The organism is Mesorhizobium kowhaii, assembly GCF_003253745.1.
GTDB classification, from domain to species: Bacteria; Pseudomonadota; Alphaproteobacteria; order Rhizobiales; family Rhizobiaceae; genus Mesorhizobium; species Mesorhizobium kowhaii.
Map to the genome: position 1 here is coordinate 598,894 of NZ_MZXV01000013.1, position 19,887 is coordinate 618,780.

The window sequence follows — 19,887 nt, forward strand, 5'->3', positions numbered from 1 at the left end:
CTGAAAACAAAGGGGAATCGCATGATCAAACGGCATCTGCTGGGCACCATGTTTGCCCTGGCCCTCACATCATCCGCGCACGCGGCGGATGTGAAGGTCATCAATGACGACGCCTGGTTCGCCGAAGGCCCAATCTGGTACCAGGGCAAGCTCTACTACGTCGAATACGGCCGCGGTACGGTCAGCGTATGGGACGGCAAGAAGAACGAGATCTTCTGGAAGATGGACGGTTGCGGCCCGTCGGCCGTGCTGCCGACCACGGCCGGCGAGTTCCTCGTCACCTGCTACGACAACAACACGATCGGCCGCATCTCGGCCGACGGCAAGACGCTGCCGACCTATGACAAGGACACGGATGGCAAGCCATTCAGCGGCCCGAATGACTTCGCACCCGACAAGGATGGCGGCACCTATTTCACCGGTTCCGGCAAGGGCGGTCCGCTGATCGACGCCTCGGCCTACTACATCGGCAAGGACGGCAGCGTGAAGAAGGTTGCCGGTGACCTGCACAATGCCAACGGCCTCGTCATGTCGAACGACGGCAAGATCCTGTATCTGGTCGAGACCGAGGACAATCGGATCATCGAGTTCGATGTCCAGTCCGACCACAGCCTGAGCAACCGCCGCGTCTTCCTGCGCCTCGACGACCTGTTCCCGAACCAGCCGCACATCTGGCCTGACGGGATCAAGATGGACAGGGCCGGCGAGATGTATATCGGCCAGAGCCCGCGCTCGCTCGATGCGCCAGGCAAGATCATCGTCGTCGATAAGGACGCGAAGCTGCTGCGCACGCTCTCGGTGCCATCGCCATCCATGCCGAACTTCGCTTTCGGGCCGGACGAGAAGGTGCTCTACGTGATGGCGCTCGACCAGATCGACGCCGCGCCCTGGCACGGCAAGGTCTACGAGGTTCCGAACAAGTAGGATATTCGCCGGCGGTGCCAGTGCCGCCGGATCGCGCCTCAGCCGCCGAACCGATCCAGCCAATGTTGGGCAAGGTCTGAGCGGCGGCAGATCCAGATATCGGGATTGGCCCTGATCTTGTCGAGGAAGCGGGCCAGCCCGACCATCCGGCCCGGCCGCGCCGCCAGCCGGCAGTGCAGCGATACCGTCATCATGCGCGGTGTCTTTTCGCCTTCCGCCAGAAGCCAGTCCACCGCATCGCCGACATATTCGAAGAACTGGCCGCCGGTCTCCAGGCCGGAGCCACGCGAGAACCGGCTGTCATTGTTGTCGAAGCTGTGCGGGACGACCAGATGACGCTTTGGACCGACTTCGACAAAATAGGGCAGGTCGTCATTGTAGTCGTCGCAATCGAACAGGAAGCCGCCGTGCTCCACCACCAGCCGGCGCGTGTTGAGGCTGGGCCGACCGGTGTACCAGCCGAGTGGACGGATGCCGGTGATCCGTTGCACGGTGTCGACCGTCATCGCGATATGGTCGCGTTCCTCGTCTTCGGTCAACGCCGCGTAGTCGATCCAGCGCCAGCCATGGCAGACGATATCGCTGCCAAGTGCCGCGATCGCTTTGCCGGCGGCCGGATTGAGCTCCAGCGCGCGTCCCACGACGTAGAAGGTCGGAATGATCTGCTTGTCCTGGAACAGCGACAACAGCCGCCAGACGCCGACGCGTGAGCCGTATTCGTAGAGCGATTCCATATTGCGGTTGCGCAGGCCCGGCACCGCTGGCGACACGGCAAGGTCCGACAGGATCGCCTCGGAGACGTTGTCGCCCTCGCCGATGCTGTATTCGGCGCCTTCCTCATAGTTGACGACGATGTTGAGCGCCAGTTTGGCGCCGCCGGGCCATGCGGCCGAAGGTGGCTTGTCGCCATAGCCGATGAAGTCACGGACGGGCAGGTATGGCATCTCTCAACTCTCCCTCGAATGCGGTCGCCAAAACTATCCGCCGTGCATGTCGATCAGTATGCGCAGTGCCTGATCCATTATCTCTTGCGGGCCGACCGTCGCGCGCAAACAGTCCGTGAGGCCGTAACCGCCCAGGCCGCGCACAATGATATCGGCGCCGCGCAAGGCTCTCTCGGCGGCCTCCGCGGCGGCTGCGTCGGAGAAGCGGATCAGCACGAAATTCGTCCGGCTTTCCGGTACATCATATCCGTTAGCCCTCAGATCATGCGCGAACCGGTCGCGAATCCCGGCCGTGCGGGCCACCGTTTCGCGCATGTAAGTCTCGTCCTGCACTGCCGCGACCGCCATTGCGAGGCTTGCGGTGGTGACCTGGTTCGAGTTCTGCATCTTGCGCACTTGCGCCGCGACCGAAGGCGGAAACAACCCCCAGCCGACGCGCGCGCCAGCCAGGCCATAGGCTTTGGAAAGCGTGCGCAGCACGACGGTATCGCCACGTGCGACAAGCGCAAAGACAGGCCGTGGATCCTGGTCGTCAAACTCGCCATAGGCCTGGTCGATCACCAGCAGCACATCCCCGCGCAAGGCGGCGCGCAAGCGCACCAGTTCGGCGTTGCGGATGCGGGTGCCGGTCGGATTGCCGGGATTGCAGACGAAGACAACCCGCGTTGCCGGCGTGACAGCGGCGAGAATGCTGTCGACCGAAACGGCGAAATCCCGTTCCGCGGCCTTGACATAGACCGCATCGGCGCGCGCCGCGGCGGAGGCCACGAAATTATAGGCATAGGAGGTGCCCAGCACCTCGTCGCCCAGTTCCGCAAAGGCTGCGATGGTACAGCTGATCAGGTTCATCGAACCGGCGCCGCACAAGATCAGATTGGGCTCGACACCATAGGCTTGCGCGATCGCCTCGCGCAGCGCCGTCCAGTCCGGGTCAGGATAGAGATGGCTGCGAGCAATCGCGTCCTGGCCGGCAGCGATCGCCCTGGGGCTGGGCGGAAAAGCGCTCTCGTTCTGGGCAAGGGTTGGCCGGTCGTAGCCGCCGAAATTTGCCAAGGCAAAGGCGGACATGGCCTCGACATGCGCGGCAGCTTTCAGAGGCATGGTTGGTCCATGGGAATTTTGCTATCGGCCATCTCGCGAACTGCCCCTGCCGGACCGGCTCATGGGCAAGCTACAATCCGCCGGCGCGTTCACAAGCAAAAACTAGCCGCGCAATGGCTCCGAAATTCTGGCCCTTGTGGGACAAGGCGTGGTTCGCATGAAAATAGAAAAGGGACGATGGCATTTTTGACTGAGTGTTATTGCTGCGTGGTTGTCCCGACCGCCACGGGGCCGTCACGGGTCGCGAGACCGTGCGGAACAATGCGGGAAAATTGATGATTCAGGCCCCGAAAAAGCCAATTGAATCAACACTCATGGCAACGCTTCACGCGAATAGAGAGTTCGGCTTGGTCGATGTCGTCATGGCCGAGGACGTCCGGTGGGTGCCTCCGCTTCGGCGAGGTAGAGGAGGGAATCGTTTTTCACGCCCGGCGGGGAGCAAATGACTGACATCACTTTGAAAGTGTTTGCAAATGCCGACGATGTACATCTCGTCATGGTCCCATGAGAACGACATCCCCAGGATGTCTGGGATTTGCCATCCAAAGATAGATTCCTTCCTGCGGCTTCCGGCTCTTGTCGAAGCATCACCGCGCGATAATTTCCTCAAAGGCGTGGGCGCGCTTCGCCCTCTCTTTCGACAGGAGCCTGCCATGAAACATCAGACAATCGATCAACTGCATGCGGTCGCCAAGATCGAAACTTCGGCGGCGTATTCGGCAATGACACGCAACCAGCGCCTCGAACGCTGGGCTGAACTTCTGGAGCAACATCCCGAGCGATGCCTTGCCGCGTTTACAGGTACCGAATATTTGCACCTGGAGGAACGTGCCAGCCTGCGTGGGGACGGATCAGCACTTGCCGTTGCCTTCGACGACCCGGTGTTGCGCGCATCGGGCCTGAAAGATGACACGTATGGCGAGGCCAGGCGTTTCTTCAAACTGAGCGACTGGCAACTGCACGAAATCGTCTGCGATTGTCATGTCGGCGCCACCATGAAAGCGCATTGGGCCGCCGCGCGAGTTCGCAAGACACTTGGAGGAAATGGATTCCTTACATGGTTGAAGCAAAGAATCATGTACTGAGTTAGCCGGCTTGAGGTGAGGATCGTCGCGTGTCCAGGACCGCGATACGATCCCACCTGACCGCGGTTTGGATCAAGCTGAAGACGGCATGATAAAAAAGATCATGCAGAAGTTCGCGCGGCTGTCGTTTTATGCGCTGCTCTACCCTGTGGATAGACCCCAAATACGCCCATCATTCCAAACATCCGCTTGCAAGAAGCCCTAGACTGGGAATCTAGGGGAATCGGGTGGATGTCGAGCAAGCCGAGTGGTCGCGTCGTGTTGTGCACGCTGCTGGCGATTGCCGGCTGCACCTCCGCGCCGGGCAAGGACTTCTTCACCGAAACCATCGACAGCCTGCACGCCAGGAACTCGCCCTTGCGGGCGGGATACACCGGGCCTGGCGCCGTCACGTCGGCCGCCGGCCAGGCGCAGCGCTTTAACGGCGCGCAATACCAGGGCTCGGGTCAGTTCGTCTCCTCCGGCGCCCCCGTCACCAAGGTGACGACAGATGGCTCGGGCCAGTTCGAGCTCAATCTGGTCAACGCGCCGATTGCCGAGGCGGCCAAGGCCGTGCTTGGCGATGCGCTTCACCTCAACTACATCGTCGACCCGCGCGTGCAAGGCACGGTGACGCTGCAGACCTCGCAACCGGTGTCGAAGGATGCGCTGGTCGACATCCTGCAATCGGCGCTTGCGGTGAATGGTGCCGGCATCACCAACCGAGCCGGTACCTACCAGGTCGTGCCGCTTTCCGAAATCATGTCCAGCACACCGCCGGTCAGCGTGCCGTCGACGTCACCGTCCGGCCCCGGCGTCAAGGTGCAGGTGCTGCAACTGCAATTCATCGCCGCCGACGAGATGAAGACCATTCTCGAACCGATCACCCGCCAGGGCTCGGTGCTGCGGGTCGATTCCACCCGCAACCTGATCACCGTCGCCGGCAATGACAGCGACCTCAATGCCATTCGCGAAGCGGTTTCGGTGTTCGACGTCGACTGGATGCGCGGCATGTCGGTGGCGCTGCATCCGCTGAAGACCTCCAAACCGGAAGCGGTTGCCGCCGAACTCGATTCGATCTTCGGCACCAAGGACGGGCCGGGCGCCAAACTTATCCAGTTCATCCCCAACGACAGGCTGAATTCGGTGCTGGTGATCACTTCGCGCCCGGCCTATCTCGCCCGTGCGGCGACCTGGATCAACAAGCTCGACAGACTGGCCGAGACCAATGAAAGCCAGCTTTTCGTCTACCAGATCCAGAACCGCCCGGCCAAGGAACTGGCCGCGGTGCTGAGCTCCGTTCTCGGCACCACCGTCAAGACCGAAGGCGACTCGGGCGGCTCGAACGTGTCGCCCGACCAGACCCCGATCGCCATGCAATCGGATGGCGTCACGCCGGTGCCATTGACCGGGCCGTCGCCTTCGCTGCCCCCGCAGGACGGACAGCCGCCCGCCCACGCCACGGTCGTCGCCGATATCGAAAACAATGCGTTGCTGATCCAGACCACGGCGCGCGACTACGAACGCATCGAACAGATCCTGGCCAAGGTCGACGTTCTGCCTACGCAAGTCATGCTGGAAGCCGTCATCGCCGAAGTCACGCTCAACGACGAGCTGAAATACGGCCTGCGCTGGTTCTTCGAGAATGGCGGCATGAAGATCTCGCTGTCCGACGTGGCAAAGGGAGCCGCCGCGGCAGCACTGCCCGGCTTCAACTGGAGCTACGCAACCGACAACATCCAGGTGACGCTGAACGCCTTGTCCAGCATCACCGACGTCAATGTCATCTCGGCGCCAACCATCATGGCCCTGAACAACCAGAAGGCGATATTGCAGGTCGGCGACCAGGTGCCGATCGCCACAAGGCAAGTGGTGGACCAGACCCTCGGCAGCTCGCCGGTCGTCTCGGTCGAGATGAAGGACACCGGCGTCATCCTGACGGTGACGCCACGCATCAACAATGCCGGCAGGGTCATGCTCGACATCGAGCAGGAGGTCAGCAATGTGACCAAGACGACCAGCTCCGGCATCGATTCACCGACCATCCAGCAGCGCAAGATCCAGACACGCGTTCTGGTCAATGACGGCGAGAGCCTGGCGCTGGGCGGCCTCATCCAGTCGCGCAACAATGTCGACCGCACCCAAGTGCCTATCCTCGGCGATATCCCGATTATCGGCAACGCGTTCAAGCAGAAGACGGACAGTATCGGACGCACCGAACTGATCATCTTCATCCGGCCGCATGTTGTCCGTGACATCAACGAAGCCCGCGAAGTGACTGACGAATTCCGCGGCAAGATCAGCCTGCAGACGCCGATCCAGAAGCGGCGCGGCGGCACCAAGCTGCAACAGGATCTGAAGAGGCTGGCGTATTGACGATGGCTGCGTACCCATCTCTCGTGCTGGCTGCCACGGTCGCCCTGGCGGCGGTTCTCGCCGCGATCTCGATCGCCGATTTCCGCAGGCAGATCATCCCGGACGGGCTCAACCTGGCTCTGGCCACCATCGGCCTTGGCTATCAGATGGCGACGGAGGCGGACGGCCTGCTGCTGCGGCTCCTGTTTGCTGCCGCGACTTTTGCCGCTGCCTGGCTGATCCGGCGCGGTCATTTCCTGATGACCGGCAGGATTGGTCTCGGCCTCGGCGACGTCAAGATGCTGGCCGCCGCGGCATGCTGGATCAGCCCGCTGCTGCTGCCGGTGCTGCTGTTCATCGCCAGCGCCAGCGCTCTGCTGTTCGTCGGTGGGCAAGTGCTTGCGACAGGGCCGGCAGCAGCGCGGGCCCGTGTTGCCTTCGGCCCGTTTATCGCCATCGGCCTCGGCTGCAGTTGGGCGCTGGAGCAATTTGCAGGTTTGAACATGGGACTGCTCTGATGATCACTCTGCGCTTTATCAAACCTTTGGAAAAACCCGGCCGCACCAGAAAATCTGTCGGTGAAAGCGACGATCGCGAGAGCGGCTTCACCCTGGTCGAGCTTCTGGTCGTGCTCGCCATCATCGCTTTGATCGCGACGCTGGCCGCGCCACAGGTTCTGCGCTATCTCGGCGCGGCCAGGACCAACGCCGCCAAGGCGCAAATTCGCAACATCGAAAGCGCGCTCGAACTCTACTATGTCGACAACGCGAAATACCCGACCGCCGAAGAGGGGCTCTCGGCCTTGGTCACGGCGCCCGCCGGCGAAGCGCGTTGGAACGGGCCCTATCTCAAGGGAACTACCGGCCTGAAGGATCCGTGGGGGAAGCCTTATTTCTACGAGGTGAAGGCCGATGCGAGCGGCGTGATCATCCGCACCTTCGGAAAAGACGGCAAGCCGGACGGAACCGGCGAAGACCAGGACGTCTCCAACTGACGGAACCAGGACTTCATTCCGACAGGAACGAGGTCTTCATTTCGTGCGCGGCACCTGGGCATTTGCCAGGTCGAGGCGTGCAAAACCTGTCGCCGAATAGGCAGCACCATCCCGCAGAACGGAGAGGGTGAACCGCACGGCGGCGGGCAGGCGCCGCGGCGCTTTCCAGCTTGGTGACCACGATGAGGGTGCCGCCGCACTGTCGAGATATTCGAATCTCATGGCGCTTACACCGCCGATCAGCCGCACCGGTTCGCTCGGCGTCGACGCGCCGGGTTCGCTGCCGCGTCGTGTTCTCTGGACAATGGCCAGCGCGCCTCCGGCCTGGCCACCATCGCCAAGCGAAACAGCAATTTCGCGCAGTGCGGAGGATTTGAAGCCGATCGCCTGAACGGCGTTGAATTCAATCCGGGCACTGTCGCCGTTGAGATAAAGCACCATGTCCGGCGACGATCTGGACAAGGGCAACGGCTCGGCGTGGCTGATTGCCGTTTCCAGAAACCGCGATACGGCATCGATCTCCATCTGGAATTCGGTTGCCTTTTCGATGCGCATCATCGTTCGGGCCTGGCTCAAGAAGACCATCATCAGCGATGTGATCACGCCGATCAGGGCCAGCCCGACTAGCACGTCGATGAGCGCAAATCCCTCCACCGATGCTAATGGTCCCGGCGGCGATCTGGCGTCTGGCAGAGAGGCGCCTGGACGACGTTCCTGTCGGCAGACGGCGCGGACCTTGGAACGAGCGCGGAAGAGCAGACCGCTCATGGGGCAGCCGCGTCCTGCGCGGGCACGAAGGTCAAAAACGGCCCGCCTGGAAACGCTCCACCGCTCTTCTCGATGAGAACAGCGGTCACCTTCGCCTTCGACACGTCTATCGTGCGGGTCTTCAGGGTCCAGCCGGGTTGCGTCGTGGTTTGCGCCATGGGTTGGACTTGGGCTTCGTAGTCGGCCAGCATCACGCGCACGGTCCTGGCGGCTTCGACCTGGCGCTTGGCCGCGGCGATGCTGCGGCTCGCCAGCACTATCGACTGGCTGGCGATGCCCAGCACAAGCGCCAGGATGGTCATGGCGACGATCATCTCGAGGATCGAGAATCCGTCTTCGGAGGAGGGCTGCGACGATGGCTCGGTCATGGCAGCGCGCGCCACGTTGGAAGCCCGGTCAGCCAGTTGACCGCGATGCGCGTGGTCCGTCCCTTTTGCTGCAGGGAAATGTCCATACCGGAAGCGCTGCCATCGGGAAGGAAGGTCAGGACGGTCTGCCGACCAGCGACGACGGTCTCCTGGCCGGTGATTACGGTCATTTTGACATCGTCCGGCAGAGCGACACTATCTCGCTCGCCAAAACGGATGACGCGACTGCCGAGATCGACAACGACCTGCTTCGGGCTGGCGGTGGCGATTGCCGATGTGCGCGACAGGCGCAGCCGCATGGTGATCTCGCCGGCCAGCGTCTCCAGGTTCTTGGTACGATAATTGCTGACGAGCCCCGGTGCGGCGATGGCCGCGACAAGGGCCATGATCGCCAGCACGACCAGCATTTCGACCAGGGTAAATCCGGCCGTTGCGTCTGCCGGTGCGCCGGCTCTCGGCGCGGCGGTCATTGCAGCGCCAGATCGTTGATGCTGAGGATCGTGGTCATCACCGAAATGACCAGGCTGCCAACGAGAAAACCGAGCGAAATCGTCAGCGCCGGCGTCAACAGCTTCAGCACCGTATCGATCCGTCGCGACAGCGTCAGCTGAAGCATTTTCGCGGCGCGATCGAGCACCACCGGAAGGGCATTCGCCTCTTCGCCGAGCGCGACCAGCGACATCGTCGCGTTGTCGAAAATCCCCGCCTTGACGATCGCGCCATGCAGGCGGGCGCCATTTGCGACGGTTTCTTCGATCGTGGCAAAGCTTGCCGCGAGTGAACTCTGTCTGGAAACGTTGGCGGCCAGGCCAAGCGCCTCGGTCATCGCCACGCCATTGCCGAGCAGCAGCGCAAGCGTTTCCAGGTAGCGCGCGATCACGGCATCCCTGACCAGCGGGCCGATCAAAGGGATATTCAACAGCCAATGCGAAAACTGTTTTCTGGCACCGGCGGACCGGGACAGGAAAAGATAGGAAAGCAGGCCCAGGACCGCCGCCAGCGGGAACACGAACGGATAGTCCCTGAACACCGTGCCGAGCGCCGAAAGCATGGTCATGGTGAACGGCTTGGGAGCGGATGAGCCTTCGAAGATCGGTTCCAGCGCCGGCACCAGAACCGTCGCCAGAATGACCAGCGCGCCGCTCATGACCATGAGCAGGAAAGCCGGATAGGCCAGGGCCTCGACGATTGCCGCACGGCGCTTGGCCGTTGCCTCGAACGTATCCGCCAGCCGCTGGCATATATAGGCCATCTTGCCGCTGCGCTCTCCGCTGGCGAGCAAGGCGGCAACGTCGGAGGTGATGCCCGGCAGGCCGGCAAACGCTTCGGCGATCGGCCGGCCGCCCGTCGTGAGATCGAGCACCGATTGCAGCTGTTGGCGCCGCTGGTGGTTGGCCTGGCCCGAGATAACCGCGTTCAAGGCACGGTCGACCGTGAAACCGGCGTTCAAAAGCACCGAAAGCTCGGAAAACAGCCGGCTGAGATCGACCCTGCGGGTAAACGTCAGCGCGCTGCGTCCCGGCAGGCGAAGCGTCTGCCTTTCGCCGTTCACCGGGGCAAGATGATAGGAACGGCGGCCCTGCTGCGCCAGTTTGCGGGCGGCATCCTGCTTGGTCGACGCATCGAGAACGCCGGTCTCGGTGCTGCCGTCGACGAGATAGGCGCGATAGGCATAGGCCGGCATCAGCCACCTCCCGCGAGATCGATGACACGCCGGACTTCGTCCATCGTGGTGACCTGCGATCGGGCAAGTGCGGTTGCGTGGACCGACATCGGCACGAGGTCGTCTTCGGCGGCAATTTTCCCGATCTCCATTTCGCCGGCACCCTGGTCGATCAGTTCGGCGATGCGCGGCGACACCTGCAGCATTTCGTAGGTCACCGTGCGCCCGCTGTAGCCGGAGCCGTTGCAAGTGCGGCAGGCCGGAACAGTTTGGTCCGCACCGCCGCAGGTCGGGCAGATACGGCGCAACAGCCTCTGTGCGATGACGCCTCTGATCGTCGCGCCGAGCAGATAGCCGTCGATGCCCATATCGCGAAGGCGCGTCAGCGCGCCCGCGGCACTGTTGGTGTGGAGGGTCGAAAACACCAGATGGCCGGTCAAGGCCGCCTGGACCGCGACCTGCGCCGTCTCGCGATCGCGAATTTCACCGAGCAGGATGATATCGGGATCCTGCCGCAGGATCGAACGCAGGGCGGCGGCAAAGTCGAGATCGATCGCCGGATTGACCTGCAGTTGGGTGATGCCGGCCATGCGATATTCGACCGGGTCCTCGACGGTGAAAATCTTGACATCCGGGCGCGAACGCTCGGCGAGGATGGAATAGAGCGTCGTCGTCTTGCCGCTTCCGGTCGGCCCGGTGATCAGCACGATGCCGTTGGCGGATTGCGACATGCTGCGGATTTTCGCTTGCGCGGCGCCGTCGAAACCCAGTTTCTCCAACCGCAATTCGACGCCTGCGCGGTCGAGGATTCGAAGCACGATGGCTTCGCCGTGAATCGACGGAATGACCGAGACGCGCAGGTCGACGTCGCGGCCGCGCACGGCAATGCGCATGCGTCCGTCCTGCGGCAGGCGCCGTTCGGCAATGTTGAGCCGCGACAGGATCTTGATGCGGGTGGAGATGCCGGACAGCATCGCAATCGATGCGGTGTCGACGGTGGACAGCATGCCGTCATGCCTGAAGCGGATGCGGACGTGATCCTCGAGCGGCTCGATGTGAATGTCGGTGGCTCTCGCATCGACCGCCTTGTGGATGGTCTCGGCGACGAAGCGGACAATCGGCGCCTCACGCGCAAAATCCTTCAACCGTTCGAGGTCGTCGGGACCGAAATCCAGGGTTTCGCCACTGTTGCCGCCATTTGAAACGGCCGCCAGGGCCGAATGCTCGATGCGGTCGATGCATTCGGCAATCATGCGCCTTGGCAATATCCGCAGCGCCAGTGTCCGCTCATAATGAAAGGCGAGCGCGTCGATGGTTGCCGACGAGAACGGGTCGGCCACGGCGACAACCAGCCGCTCGGCATCCATCTGCAGCGGCAGGATCGCGTTTTCACGCAGATAGGCCAGCGGCACGCCTGCCAGCATTTCGGGGCTAACCTGTTCGGGAATCTCGACCGGCGTCGGTGCGTTCAGGTAGCGGCTGAGGCTGTTGGCAAGCTCCTGCTCGCCGATCAGGCCGAGTTCGGTCATCACCGTATCGAACGGGTGTCCAGACGTTCGCGATGCCCCCAAAGCCCGCTGGGCCGCGTGCGCGGTCAGCACTTTCTCGCCCTCGAGAAAGGCAAGGAACGCCTCGATCCCCTGGGTCTGGGCGGCAGCGTTCATGAGCTCCACCCGCGCAGAATCCGCGCCGCCTCGGCGCCGAAAAGCACCTCGCAGTCGGTTGTGGCGGCGGCTGGCGGCAAGGCAGTGACCGGGCTTCGGGAGGCGCGCTGGAATGCCGTGGGGCTGACCGGAGACGTCTCGATGATGAAGCCGGCTTCGGCTGTGATCCCCGAATCGTCGCGCCTCACGACCACGTCGACCGTGTAGGCCGATGCATCGGCCGCCGCTTCGGTGACCGAAGCGCTGCTACCCCCGGCAAGAGCAGCACGAAGACGGTTCGGCGCACGATCGGCGCTGATCGTGCCGCGTTTCGAGTTGACCGTGAAAACAGCATGGAGGGTCTGCAGGGGCGTCGACGCAAGTGCCGAAAACTCCTGCAGTTCGGACACCGATTCGAACGGCGCCTGCTTGTCTTCGGGCGGCCCGACGGCGCTTCTGGGACCGGGCTGGCCGGCGAACAACTTGGCGTTGTCGCGAAACCGGATCGCGGCCTTGGCCAGCGCTTGCGCCGTCTGCCGCTCGAAGCCGAGCGATGCGAAACCAAGCGCCAGCAATTGGTCGTCGGCGGCATTGAGATCGATCAGCCCGTCATGATCCTGGATGCGCACATCGAAGCTGAAATCGCCCTCCCGGCACGCGGAGGGTGTAAAATCCAGCGGAAATTTTTTCGCCCCCGAGCCGCCGGTCAATTCGCTCGCAACCACATTGCCGAGGCCTTCAGCGAGCAGCCACAGGCGTTCCTGTTCGACCTCGTTGTTGGCGATCATCAGCCGCGTTCTTGCCGTCACGGCGAAGGGGACGACGATTGCCGAGACGATCAGCATGAACACCAGCACGGCGACCAGCGAAAAGCCGCTGCTGGCGCTTTCGCCGCCCGCGTTTGGGCTTTTGTGGCGGTCGCTCATAGTTGCGGTTCATTTGTGGCTGGTGGCGGGACATTCGGGGCTGGTAGCCGGGCCTTTTGGGGTGGCGGCGGGGCATTCTTCCATGGCGGATAAAGCGGAACCCGCGCCACCTTGCCACCCCGTTCCAGTACGGCCTGATCCTTGTCGATCGCCGACACCGTCCAGCCGTCGACGGTCTCGCCACTGCCGTACCAGATCGCGGTTTCGCTTCCGGCGACGCGCAGCAGGGCTTTCGCCGTTCCGCCGTGGATGCTGATGCCCAGAAGCGAAGGCGCAATGGCGGGTGCTGCCTCGGGCGGTGGCGGCGCCGGCGGTTGTTCGACGGCGGCCGCGACAACCTCAACCGGCGGCGGGCCGGCCGGCGGGGCCACGAATTTCCGGCGCGTCGGCGTGAACAGCGGCCGCTCGAACGTCTCGCTGAAATTGCCGGCCTCGGGAAACTGCAATGAGCCCGCGGCCGAGGCCAGGCCGCCGTCATGTCCCTTTCCGGAAGCGACCTGCGAGATGTCGACCGGCGTGTCGTAGAGCGCGACATTGACCAGGACGAGGGCCGCGATCAGCCCCGCAATCGCCAGGCCGGCGAATTTCCGGGTCATGGCTTGACCCCACCGGGTGCCGGCGCCACCGGCGTTTGCAGCGGGCCGTAAAACAGGATCTCGGCAAAGATCTCCGGGTCGCCGCTGCGCCCGGCGACCGGTCCGACATCGGTCGTGCGCAAGGTGGCCTCGCGAATGAACAGCACCGGAAGCGACGTTTCGATGGCGAGAACGGCGTTGTGAATGCCCTCCAGCGGCCCTGAAAGATTGGCTCGCAGCCCGATGAAATCGACGCCGGCCTCGCTGAGCACCGGCGCATTGCCGGCCGACAGCACGTTCACTCCGTTGGCTGTGGCAATCGCGTTCAGCCGGGTCTGCAGCCCACCGCGAATGATCGCCTCGCTCTCGCCGGTGAGAAACTCGGGATTTGCCGCGGCCACGGGGCTGGCGGTGCTGTCGAGGCGCTTTGCCAGCGCCGCCACGCTTTGCAACTGGCCGAGAAGCTCGCGCTTTTCCTCGATCTCGGCTTGCGCCGAGGCGACGCTATCGAATGCCGCGAACACCGCCCAGGCCAGGACACAGGCCGTCACCGTCGCGATTGTCAGCGCAATCAGGCGGCGGACCAGGGGGCTTGTGTTGACGATGGCGGAGAGCATCGTCAGAGCGCTCCGATCTTTGCCGAAATGGTGAAGTGTTCGCCGTCCTGGCCGGGAACCCTGACCACGGGCGAGGCGAATTCGGGCGCCGAAAACAGCGGCGAATCGTCGATTGGCTTGATCAGCTCGGCGGCGGAAGCGGAAAAGCCAGTGATGGTCAGGTCGTCGCCCTTGGCCGACAGATCGGTCAGCCAGGCCGAGTCGGGAAGCAGGTGCGTCAGTTCGGCCCAGACGCGCACCAGCGATGCCGTCGTTTTCTTTTCCGTGCGGATCTTTTCAATTTGCTCTATGCCGGTCTGGCGCTTCTGCAGCGCGGTGCGTGCCGCCTTGGCCAGCACCTGTGCATCGGCGATCTCTGCGTCCAGTTCCGCGCCGGCCTGCCAGGTGCGCCAATGCGCATGCGCGAAGGTGACGAGCGCTGCCGCGGCCAGCATCGAACAGGCCGTCACCCAGACAGTCCGGGCGCGCCGGTCGCGCGCGGTCGGCGGCCAGATCGCGGCGAGGCTCTGCGGATCAGCCTGTAGCGTGTTTTCGGGTTGCGATAGCGACAGACCCCTGACCGACCCGCCAGCCCGGCGGACCGCGTCCAGCACCGCCGCAAGCGTCTTCGCCTTGACAACTTGGTAGACGCACTCCTGCTCGACCTGCCTGGCGAAAACGACATGCACCTGCGCCGGGTCGATCGGCGTCGAGGCCAGAAGGTCGAGCTCGGCCATGTCCCGCGCCTGCCGAAGCGGCAGCCGCCGCGCCGCCAACTGCCGGGTCAGGAACAGCCCGGGCTGGATCCGGATATCGAAGGTCGGCCGCTTGCGCCGGGGCCCGCCGTGGAGAAGTGCCAGAATTTCGTCCGAGGACGCCGTGAGCGCCAACGGGATCGATTGGAACTCCGGCGCATTGGCCTCGCGGGCGCGGATGCCGTCATCCGCCAGGCTGACGATCCAATCGCCTGTGGAAGATTGCTTTTGCCTGGGCGCGACCCGCGGCCAGACGCCTCGCAGCTCATCGAGCCACCAGTCGAGAAAATCCAGAACCTGCGCGTTGAGTGTCGCCACGATCAGCCGCCCGCCACCCCGGCTGATTCTCAGCCGAGGTTTTCAGACCGAGACTACTACAATTGCCGTTGCGAAGCAGATATCAGTGAAGGCGGGGAAAGCCGATTAGCCACAGTTTTTGTTGCTTGGATGGGCTGACTTGAAAACTATCCGTTCCGCGATATTTGGCACCGGAGAGCGACAACCACCCGCTGAGAGTATGGCCGCGCCGACATGGTGCAGCGCCTGTCCACACCGACGCTGCAGCAGTGCGGGTGCTGTAGATGCTGCGCCAGGGCCTGCTCTACAAGCGGATCGCCAATGAGATGCAGGTCGGCGAGGCCATGGCCATGCTCGGCGAATGTTGCGATCGTTGCATCATCCCGCATTGCACAATTCCTTCGCTTGGTCACAATGCAGGCATGGTCCGAACCGCACTCGCCGTCCTGGTGATCGATGAAAACCGCATCCGCGCCGCGATCATCGAGGCGGGGTTGCGCGAGGCCGGCCATGAGCGGGTCACCGTCATCCACGACGTGACCGGCATTGCGCGGCGGATCGCCGAGATCGAACCCGACGTCATCGTCATCGATCTCGAAAATCCGAATCGCGACATGCTGGAAAACATGTTCCAGCTGTCGCGCGCGGTGAAGCGGCCGATCGCCATGTTCGTCGACCGCTCCGACCAGGCCTCGATCGAGGCGGCGGTCGATGCCGGCGTTTCGGCCTATGTCGTCGACGGCTTGCGGCAGGAGCGCGTCAAGTCGATCCTCGACATGGCGGTCAGCCGTTTCAACGCCTTTTCGCGCATGGCGCGCGAACTGGAGGAGGCGCGCAGCGAACTCGAGAACCGCAAGGTGATCGATCGCGCCAAGGGAATCCTGATGAAGTCGCGCGGCCTGAGCGAAGAGGCCGCCTACACGCTGCTGCGCAAGACGGCGATGAACCAGAACCGCAAGATCAGCGACATCGCCCAGAGCCTGGTGACCGCCGCCGGACTGCTGGGACCGGCGGAGGACGAATGAGCATGGGCGCCAGGCATCAGATCACCGCCGGCTTCATGCCGCTGTTCGACAGCGCCGTGCTGGTCGCGGCCGGCGAGCTTGGTTTCGCCGCACGCGAAGGCATCGACCTGACGCTGCACCGCGAGACGTCCTGGGCCAATATCCGCGACCGCATCGCCATCGGCCACTTCCATCTCGCGCACATGCTGGGACCGATGCCGCTCGCCTGCAATCTCGGGCTGACGCCGCTCGCCTCCGAGACCATCGTGCCGTTCTCGCTCGGTCTTGGCGGCAACTGCGTCACCATCTCCAACGCCGTCTGGGCTGGCATGGCGGCGCATGGCGCCGAGCCCGATCTCGACCCGGCGCGCGCCGGTGCCGCACTTGGCGCGCTTATCCGCGAGCGGGCGGTGGCCGGCCACGACCCGCTGCGCTTCGCCGTGGTGCATCCGCATTCCGGGCACAATTACGAACTGCGCTACTGGCTCGCCGCCTGCGGCATCGATCCGCAGCGCGACATCGAGATCGTCATCGTGCCGCCGCCCTTCATGGCCGACGCGCTGGCCGCTGGGCGCATCGACGGCTACTGCGTCGGCGAGCCCTGGAACAGCGCCTCGGTTGCCGCCGGCACCGGCCACATCGTCACCGTCAAGGCGCAGATATGGCGCAACAGCCCGGAGAAAGTGATCGGGGTGCGCAAGGTCTGGGCCGAGCAGTCCCCCGAGGCGCTGGCGGCGCTGCTGCGCGCGCTGCATCACTCGGCGCGCTGGTGCCAGGATCCGGCCAACCATGGCGAATTGGCCGCGGTGATGGCGCAGTCCGGCTTCCTCGGCCTGCCGCCGGCAGTCCAGATGCCGATCCTCACAGGTCATCTTCAATTGGGTGGAGGCGCGGCGCTTGATATCGACGACTTCTTCCTGCCCTTCGACAAGGCGGCGAACTTTCCCTGGAAGAGCCATGCGCTGTGGTTCTACACGCAGATGGTGCGCTGGGGGCATGTCGAACACACGCCTGACAATGTCGCCATCGCTCGCGACTGCTACCGTCCCGATCTCTACCGTTCGGCGCTGAAGCCGCTTGGCGTCGCACTTCCCGGCGCCAATGCCAAGGTCGAGGGCGCGCTGAAGGCCGCGACTCCGGTCGGTTCGGCGGGGGCAAGCCTGGTGCTCGGTCCCGACGGTTTCTTCGACGGCCAGATCTTCGATCCCGACGAGATCGACGCCTACATCGCGCGCCAGAAATCGGCCCGCGCGGAAGCCTGATCATTTCCGCGCCATTCTTGTGCATTGCACAAAAATTGTGCGCGCACCGGCGCTAATGAACAATCTTTGGCTTGCTCGCCCGGCCGGCCGGCGCACTGACGATTGTGACATGTCGTTGATCTCCTTGATGTTTGTCATCCATTGCGAAACTGGCACGGTTCCTGCTTTGCAATAAGCAGACTCTTCTCGGGGTCACGGAACAGGCGTCCAATGGCGGGCGCTACAGGCAAAGCTGCCGCTCAGGTCAACACGCGATCCCGGATGGACGGACGCGCGCGGCCTAGCCGGCGGCTTTTTTGTTTTGACCGAACACGCAATCGACGGCGCTGATCCCAAGCAGCGCCCAACGGGAGACGACGATGACGAAACGGATCGGAACTGGAACGACACTCAAGGACATGACGCGTCGCGATTTCCTCGCCAGCAGCGCGCTTACGGCGGGGCTGTTGATGGCGGCCCGCAAGCTCTTCCCCTCTGGCGCCTACGCCGCCACGACCGCGCCGGAGGTCACCGGCGCCAAGCTCGGCTTCATCGCGCTGACCGATGCCGCACCGCTGATGATCGCCAAGGAGAAGGGCCTGTTTGCCAAATACGGCATGCCCGATGTCGAGGTGCTCAAGCAGGCTTCCTGGGGCGCGACGCGCGACAATCTGATGCTCGGGGGCGCTGCCAACGGCATCGACGGCGCGCATATCCTGACGCCGCTGCCCTACCTGATGCACACCGGCAAGGTGACGCAGAATAACCAGCCGATGCCGATGGCGATCGTGGCGCGGCTCAACTACGACTGCCAGGGCATTTCGGTCGCCCAGGAATATGCTGGCACCGGCGTCGGCCTCGATGCCTCGAAGCTGAAGGACGCCTTCGCCGCCAAGAAGGCGGCCGGCAAGGAGGTCAAGGCTGCGATGACCTTCCCAGGCGGCACCCATGATTTGTGGCTGCGCTACTGGCTGGCCGCCGGCGGCATCGATCCCGACAAGGATGTCTCGACCATCGTCGTGCCGCCGCCGCAGATGGTGGCCAACATGAAGGTCGGCAACATGGACGTGTTCTGTGTCGGCGAGCCGTGGAACGAGCAGCTCGTGCACCAGGGCGTCGGTTTCACCGCCGCCACGACCGGCGAAGTGTGGAAGGGCCACCCCGAAAAGGCGCTCGGCCTGCGCGCCGAATTCATCGACAAATACCCGAACGCCACCAAGGCGATCCTGATGGCCGTCATGGAAGCCCAGCAATGGTGCGAGGCCAGCGAGAACAAGGACGAGATGGCCGCCATCATCGGCAAGCGGCAATGGATGAACGTGCCTGTCGCCGACATCATCGGCCGCCTCAAGGGCGACATCAATTACGGCAATGGCCGCGTCGCCACCGGCACCGATCTCTACATGAAGTTCTGGAAGGGCGGCGTGTCCTACCCGTTCAAGAGCCATGATTCGTGGTTCCTTGCCGAGAACATCCGCTGGGGCAAGTTCGCGCCGACCACCGACATCAAGGCGCTGGTCGATCAGGTCAACCGCGAGGATCTGTGGCGCGAGGCGGCCAAGGACCTCGGGGTCGCGGCCGCCGATATCCCGGCGTCCTCGTCGCGCGGCGTCGAGACCTTCTTCGACGGCAAGATCTTCGATCCGGCCAACCCGTCCGCCTATCTCGACAGCCTGAAAATCAAGGCCTCGGCATAACCGGCGTCAAGCGGCGCCCATGGCGCCGCTTGCCGCCTTCAATTCCGATCCAGGACCTGCCCCACGGAGTTTTTCCCAGTCATGTCGATCCAGACAATCGAGGACACAACGGTGAAAGCGTTCCCGGCCAAGCCAGCGGAGGTCATCGCCTTCACCGCCAAGGCGCGGCGCCGCTTCGATCCGATCGTGATCGCCGGCAAACTGGCCAGTGCGCTGGTGCCGCCGGCCATCGTCATTGCCCTCATGCTGATCGTCTGGCAGATCGCCTGCTCGTCGCCGACCGCCAGCCTGCCGCCGCCGAGCCAGGTGTGGAACGAGGCCTACGACCTGATCGCGCATCCGTTCTTCAACAATGGCCCGCAGGATATCGGGCTGGCCTGGCGGGTGCTGATCTCGCTGCAGCGCGTCGCCATCGGCTTTGGCCTGGCGGCGATCGTCGGCGTCGCGCTCGGCGCGCTGGTCGGGCAGTCGATCTGGGCGATGCGCGGCCTCGACCCGGTGTTCCAGATCCTGCGCACCGTGCCGCCGCTGGCCTGGCTGCCGCTGTCGCTGGCGGCGTTCCGCGATTCCAGCCCGTCGGCGCTGTTCGTCATCTTCATCACCTCGATCTGGCCGATCATCATCAACACCGCTGTCGGCGTGCGCAACATCCCCGAGGATTACCGCAACGTCTCGCGTATCCTGCGGCTCAACCAGTTCGAGTTCTTCGTCAAGATCATGGTGCCGGCCGCCGCCCCCTACATCTTCACCGGCTTGCGGATCGGCATCGGCCTGTCCTGGCTCGCCATCGTCGCCGCCGAAATGCTGACCGGCGGTGTCGGCATCGGCTTCTTCATCTGGGACGCGTGGAACTCGTCGCGGCTGCCCGACATCATCGTCGCGCTCGCCTATATCGGCGTCACCGGCTTTTGCCTCGACCGCCTGGTCGCGGCGGTCGGCGCCTTCGTCACCCGCGGCACAACGGCAAAGTGA

Annotated in this window: 20 protein-coding genes; 9 read left to right on the top strand and 11 right to left on the bottom strand. The window is 63.7% G+C overall.

Going from position 1 to position 19,887, the window contains the following annotated elements; genetic code table 11:
* Positions 1 to 21 precede the first annotated feature (21 nt).
* A complete protein-coding gene (locus tag B5V02_RS05305) occupies positions 22 to 924 on the top strand; it encodes an SMP-30/gluconolactonase/LRE family protein (protein ID WP_111543139.1) in 903 nt (300 codons plus the stop codon).
* A 38-nt stretch (positions 925 to 962) separates the two neighbouring features.
* Here B5V02_RS05305 and B5V02_RS05310 read toward each other — a convergent pair whose 3' ends face one another.
* A complete protein-coding gene (locus B5V02_RS05310; RefSeq protein WP_111543140.1) occupies positions 963 to 1,868 on the bottom strand; it encodes an allantoinase PuuE in 906 nt (301 codons plus the stop codon).
* Positions 1,869 to 1,901: 33 nt separating this feature from the next.
* Positions 1,902 to 2,969: a pyridoxal phosphate-dependent aminotransferase gene (locus B5V02_RS05315; protein WP_245445711.1), complete on the bottom strand. Its 1,068-nt coding sequence runs from the start codon at positions 2,967 to 2,969 to the stop codon at positions 1,902 to 1,904.
* A gap of 653 nt (positions 2,970 to 3,622) precedes the next feature.
* Here B5V02_RS05315 and B5V02_RS05320 point away from each other — a divergent pair.
* The 4 genes from B5V02_RS05320 to gspG all read left to right on the top strand — a co-directional run bounded on the left by B5V02_RS05320 (position 3,623) and on the right by gspG (position 7,382).
* A complete protein-coding gene (locus tag B5V02_RS05320; RefSeq protein WP_111543141.1) occupies positions 3,623 to 4,054 on the top strand; it encodes a hypothetical protein in 432 nt (143 codons plus the stop codon).
* A gap of 231 nt (positions 4,055 to 4,285) precedes the next feature.
* Positions 4,286 to 6,409 carry a type II secretion system secretin GspD gene (gene gspD, locus B5V02_RS05325; RefSeq protein WP_111543142.1) on the top strand — a complete coding sequence of 708 codons (2,124 nt, stop codon included), beginning with the start codon at positions 4,286 to 4,288 and terminating at the stop codon, positions 6,407 to 6,409.
* A 2-nt stretch (positions 6,410 to 6,411) separates the two neighbouring features.
* Positions 6,412 to 6,906: a prepilin peptidase gene (locus tag B5V02_RS05330; RefSeq protein WP_111543143.1), complete on the top strand. Its 495-nt coding sequence runs from the start codon at positions 6,412 to 6,414 to the stop codon at positions 6,904 to 6,906.
* Positions 6,906 to 7,382, top strand: coding sequence for a type II secretion system major pseudopilin GspG (gene gspG / locus B5V02_RS05335; RefSeq protein WP_245445713.1), 477 nt, complete (start codon positions 6,906 to 6,908; stop codon positions 7,380 to 7,382). The genes B5V02_RS05330 and gspG overlap by 1 nt, the downstream gene beginning before the upstream one ends.
* A 36-nt stretch (positions 7,383 to 7,418) precedes the next feature.
* Here the strand turns inward: gspG and B5V02_RS05340 are convergent, their stop codons facing one another.
* From B5V02_RS05340 to B5V02_RS05380, 9 genes are all read right to left on the bottom strand, one after another.
* Entirely contained in the window at positions 7,419 to 8,036 is a 618-nt protein-coding gene (locus B5V02_RS05340; RefSeq protein ID WP_167458371.1) for a general secretion pathway protein GspJ, read from the bottom strand.
* A gap of 110 nt (positions 8,037 to 8,146) precedes the next feature.
* A complete protein-coding gene (locus B5V02_RS05345; RefSeq protein ID WP_111543755.1) occupies positions 8,147 to 8,518 on the bottom strand; it encodes a PulJ/GspJ family protein in 372 nt (123 codons plus the stop codon).
* A complete protein-coding gene (locus B5V02_RS05350; RefSeq protein WP_111543145.1) occupies positions 8,515 to 8,988 on the bottom strand; it encodes a prepilin-type N-terminal cleavage/methylation domain-containing protein in 474 nt (157 codons plus the stop codon). Before B5V02_RS05350 ends, B5V02_RS05345 begins: the two co-directional genes overlap by 4 nt.
* Positions 8,985 to 10,202 (bottom strand): type II secretion system F family protein, encoded by a 1,218-nt coding sequence (locus B5V02_RS05355; protein ID WP_111543146.1) that lies wholly within the window; start codon positions 10,200 to 10,202, stop codon positions 8,985 to 8,987. The genes B5V02_RS05350 and B5V02_RS05355 overlap by 4 nt, the downstream gene beginning before the upstream one ends.
* Positions 10,202 to 11,845 carry a GspE/PulE family protein gene (locus tag B5V02_RS05360; RefSeq protein ID WP_111543147.1) on the bottom strand — a complete coding sequence of 548 codons (1,644 nt, stop codon included), beginning with the start codon at positions 11,843 to 11,845 and terminating at the stop codon, positions 10,202 to 10,204. Before B5V02_RS05360 ends, B5V02_RS05355 begins: the two co-directional genes overlap by 1 nt.
* A complete protein-coding gene (locus B5V02_RS05365) occupies positions 11,842 to 12,750 on the bottom strand; it encodes a type II secretion system protein GspK (RefSeq protein WP_111543148.1) in 909 nt (302 codons plus the stop codon). Before B5V02_RS05365 ends, B5V02_RS05360 begins: the two co-directional genes overlap by 4 nt.
* Positions 12,747 to 13,346, bottom strand: a complete 600-nt coding sequence (locus tag B5V02_RS05370) for a hypothetical protein (protein WP_245445715.1) — start codon at positions 13,344 to 13,346, stop codon at positions 12,747 to 12,749. Before B5V02_RS05370 ends, B5V02_RS05365 begins: the two co-directional genes overlap by 4 nt.
* A complete protein-coding gene (gene gspM / locus B5V02_RS05375) occupies positions 13,343 to 13,942 on the bottom strand; it encodes a type II secretion system protein GspM (protein WP_111543149.1) in 600 nt (199 codons plus the stop codon). Before gspM ends, B5V02_RS05370 begins: the two co-directional genes overlap by 4 nt.
* 2 nt (positions 13,943 to 13,944) lie before the next feature.
* Positions 13,945 to 14,994, bottom strand: coding sequence for a PilN domain-containing protein (locus B5V02_RS05380; RefSeq protein WP_111543150.1), 1,050 nt, complete (start codon positions 14,992 to 14,994; stop codon positions 13,945 to 13,947).
* A gap of 401 nt (positions 14,995 to 15,395) precedes the next feature.
* Between B5V02_RS05380 and B5V02_RS05385 the strand changes: the two genes are divergently transcribed.
* From B5V02_RS05385 to ntrB, 4 genes are all read left to right on the top strand, one after another.
* Positions 15,396 to 15,998 carry an ANTAR domain-containing response regulator gene (locus B5V02_RS05385; protein ID WP_111543756.1) on the top strand — a complete coding sequence of 201 codons (603 nt, stop codon included), beginning with the start codon at positions 15,396 to 15,398 and terminating at the stop codon, positions 15,996 to 15,998.
* Between the two features lie 2 nt (positions 15,999 to 16,000).
* Entirely contained in the window at positions 16,001 to 17,239 is a 1,239-nt protein-coding gene (locus tag B5V02_RS05390; protein WP_167458372.1) for a CmpA/NrtA family ABC transporter substrate-binding protein, read from the top strand.
* A 359-nt stretch (positions 17,240 to 17,598) separates the two neighbouring features.
* On the top strand, positions 17,599 to 18,915 hold the full coding sequence (locus B5V02_RS05395; RefSeq protein ID WP_111543152.1) for a CmpA/NrtA family ABC transporter substrate-binding protein: 1,317 nt from the start codon (positions 17,599 to 17,601) through the stop codon (positions 18,913 to 18,915).
* Between the two features lie 81 nt (positions 18,916 to 18,996).
* Positions 18,997 to 19,887, top strand: coding sequence for a nitrate ABC transporter permease (ntrB, locus tag B5V02_RS05400; protein ID WP_111543153.1), 891 nt, complete (start codon positions 18,997 to 18,999; stop codon positions 19,885 to 19,887).

Bases quoted from the DNA above. Each gene is read 5' to 3' on its own strand.
- B5V02_RS05355 (WP_111543146.1), bottom strand. From the start codon at position 10,202: ATGCCGGCCTATGCCTATCGCGCCTATCTCGTCGACGGCAGCACCGAG.
- B5V02_RS05385 (WP_111543756.1), top strand. From the start codon at position 15,396: ATGGTCCGAACCGCACTCGCCGTCCTGGTGATCGATGAAAACCGCATC.
- B5V02_RS05360 (WP_111543147.1), bottom strand. From the start codon at position 11,845: ATGAACGCTGCCGCCCAGACCCAGGGGATCGAGGCGTTCCTTGCCTTT.
- B5V02_RS05390 (WP_167458372.1), top strand. From the start codon at position 16,001: ATGGGCGCCAGGCATCAGATCACCGCCGGCTTCATGCCGCTGTTCGAC.
- B5V02_RS05315 (WP_245445711.1), bottom strand. From the start codon at position 2,969: ATGCCTCTGAAAGCTGCCGCGCATGTCGAGGCCATGTCCGCCTTTGCC.
- B5V02_RS05320 (WP_111543141.1), top strand. From the start codon at position 3,623: ATGAAACATCAGACAATCGATCAACTGCATGCGGTCGCCAAGATCGAA.
- gspM (WP_111543149.1), bottom strand. From the start codon at position 13,942: ATGCTCTCCGCCATCGTCAACACAAGCCCCCTGGTCCGCCGCCTGATT.
- gspG (WP_245445713.1), top strand. From the start codon at position 6,906: ATGATCACTCTGCGCTTTATCAAACCTTTGGAAAAACCCGGCCGCACC.
- B5V02_RS05310 (WP_111543140.1), bottom strand. From the start codon at position 1,868: ATGCCATACCTGCCCGTCCGTGACTTCATCGGCTATGGCGACAAGCCA.
- B5V02_RS05305 (WP_111543139.1), top strand. From the start codon at position 22: ATGATCAAACGGCATCTGCTGGGCACCATGTTTGCCCTGGCCCTCACA.
- gspD (WP_111543142.1), top strand. From the start codon at position 4,286: ATGTCGAGCAAGCCGAGTGGTCGCGTCGTGTTGTGCACGCTGCTGGCG.
- ntrB (WP_111543153.1), top strand. From the start codon at position 18,997: ATGTCGATCCAGACAATCGAGGACACAACGGTGAAAGCGTTCCCGGCC.
- B5V02_RS05395 (WP_111543152.1), top strand. From the start codon at position 17,599: ATGACGAAACGGATCGGAACTGGAACGACACTCAAGGACATGACGCGT.
- B5V02_RS05350 (WP_111543145.1), bottom strand. From the start codon at position 8,988: ATGACCGCCGCGCCGAGAGCCGGCGCACCGGCAGACGCAACGGCCGGA.
- B5V02_RS05365 (WP_111543148.1), bottom strand. From the start codon at position 12,750: ATGAGCGACCGCCACAAAAGCCCAAACGCGGGCGGCGAAAGCGCCAGC.
- B5V02_RS05370 (WP_245445715.1), bottom strand. From the start codon at position 13,346: ATGACCCGGAAATTCGCCGGCCTGGCGATTGCGGGGCTGATCGCGGCC.
- B5V02_RS05345 (WP_111543755.1), bottom strand. From the start codon at position 8,518: ATGACCGAGCCATCGTCGCAGCCCTCCTCCGAAGACGGATTCTCGATC.
- B5V02_RS05330 (WP_111543143.1), top strand. From the start codon at position 6,412: ATGGCTGCGTACCCATCTCTCGTGCTGGCTGCCACGGTCGCCCTGGCG.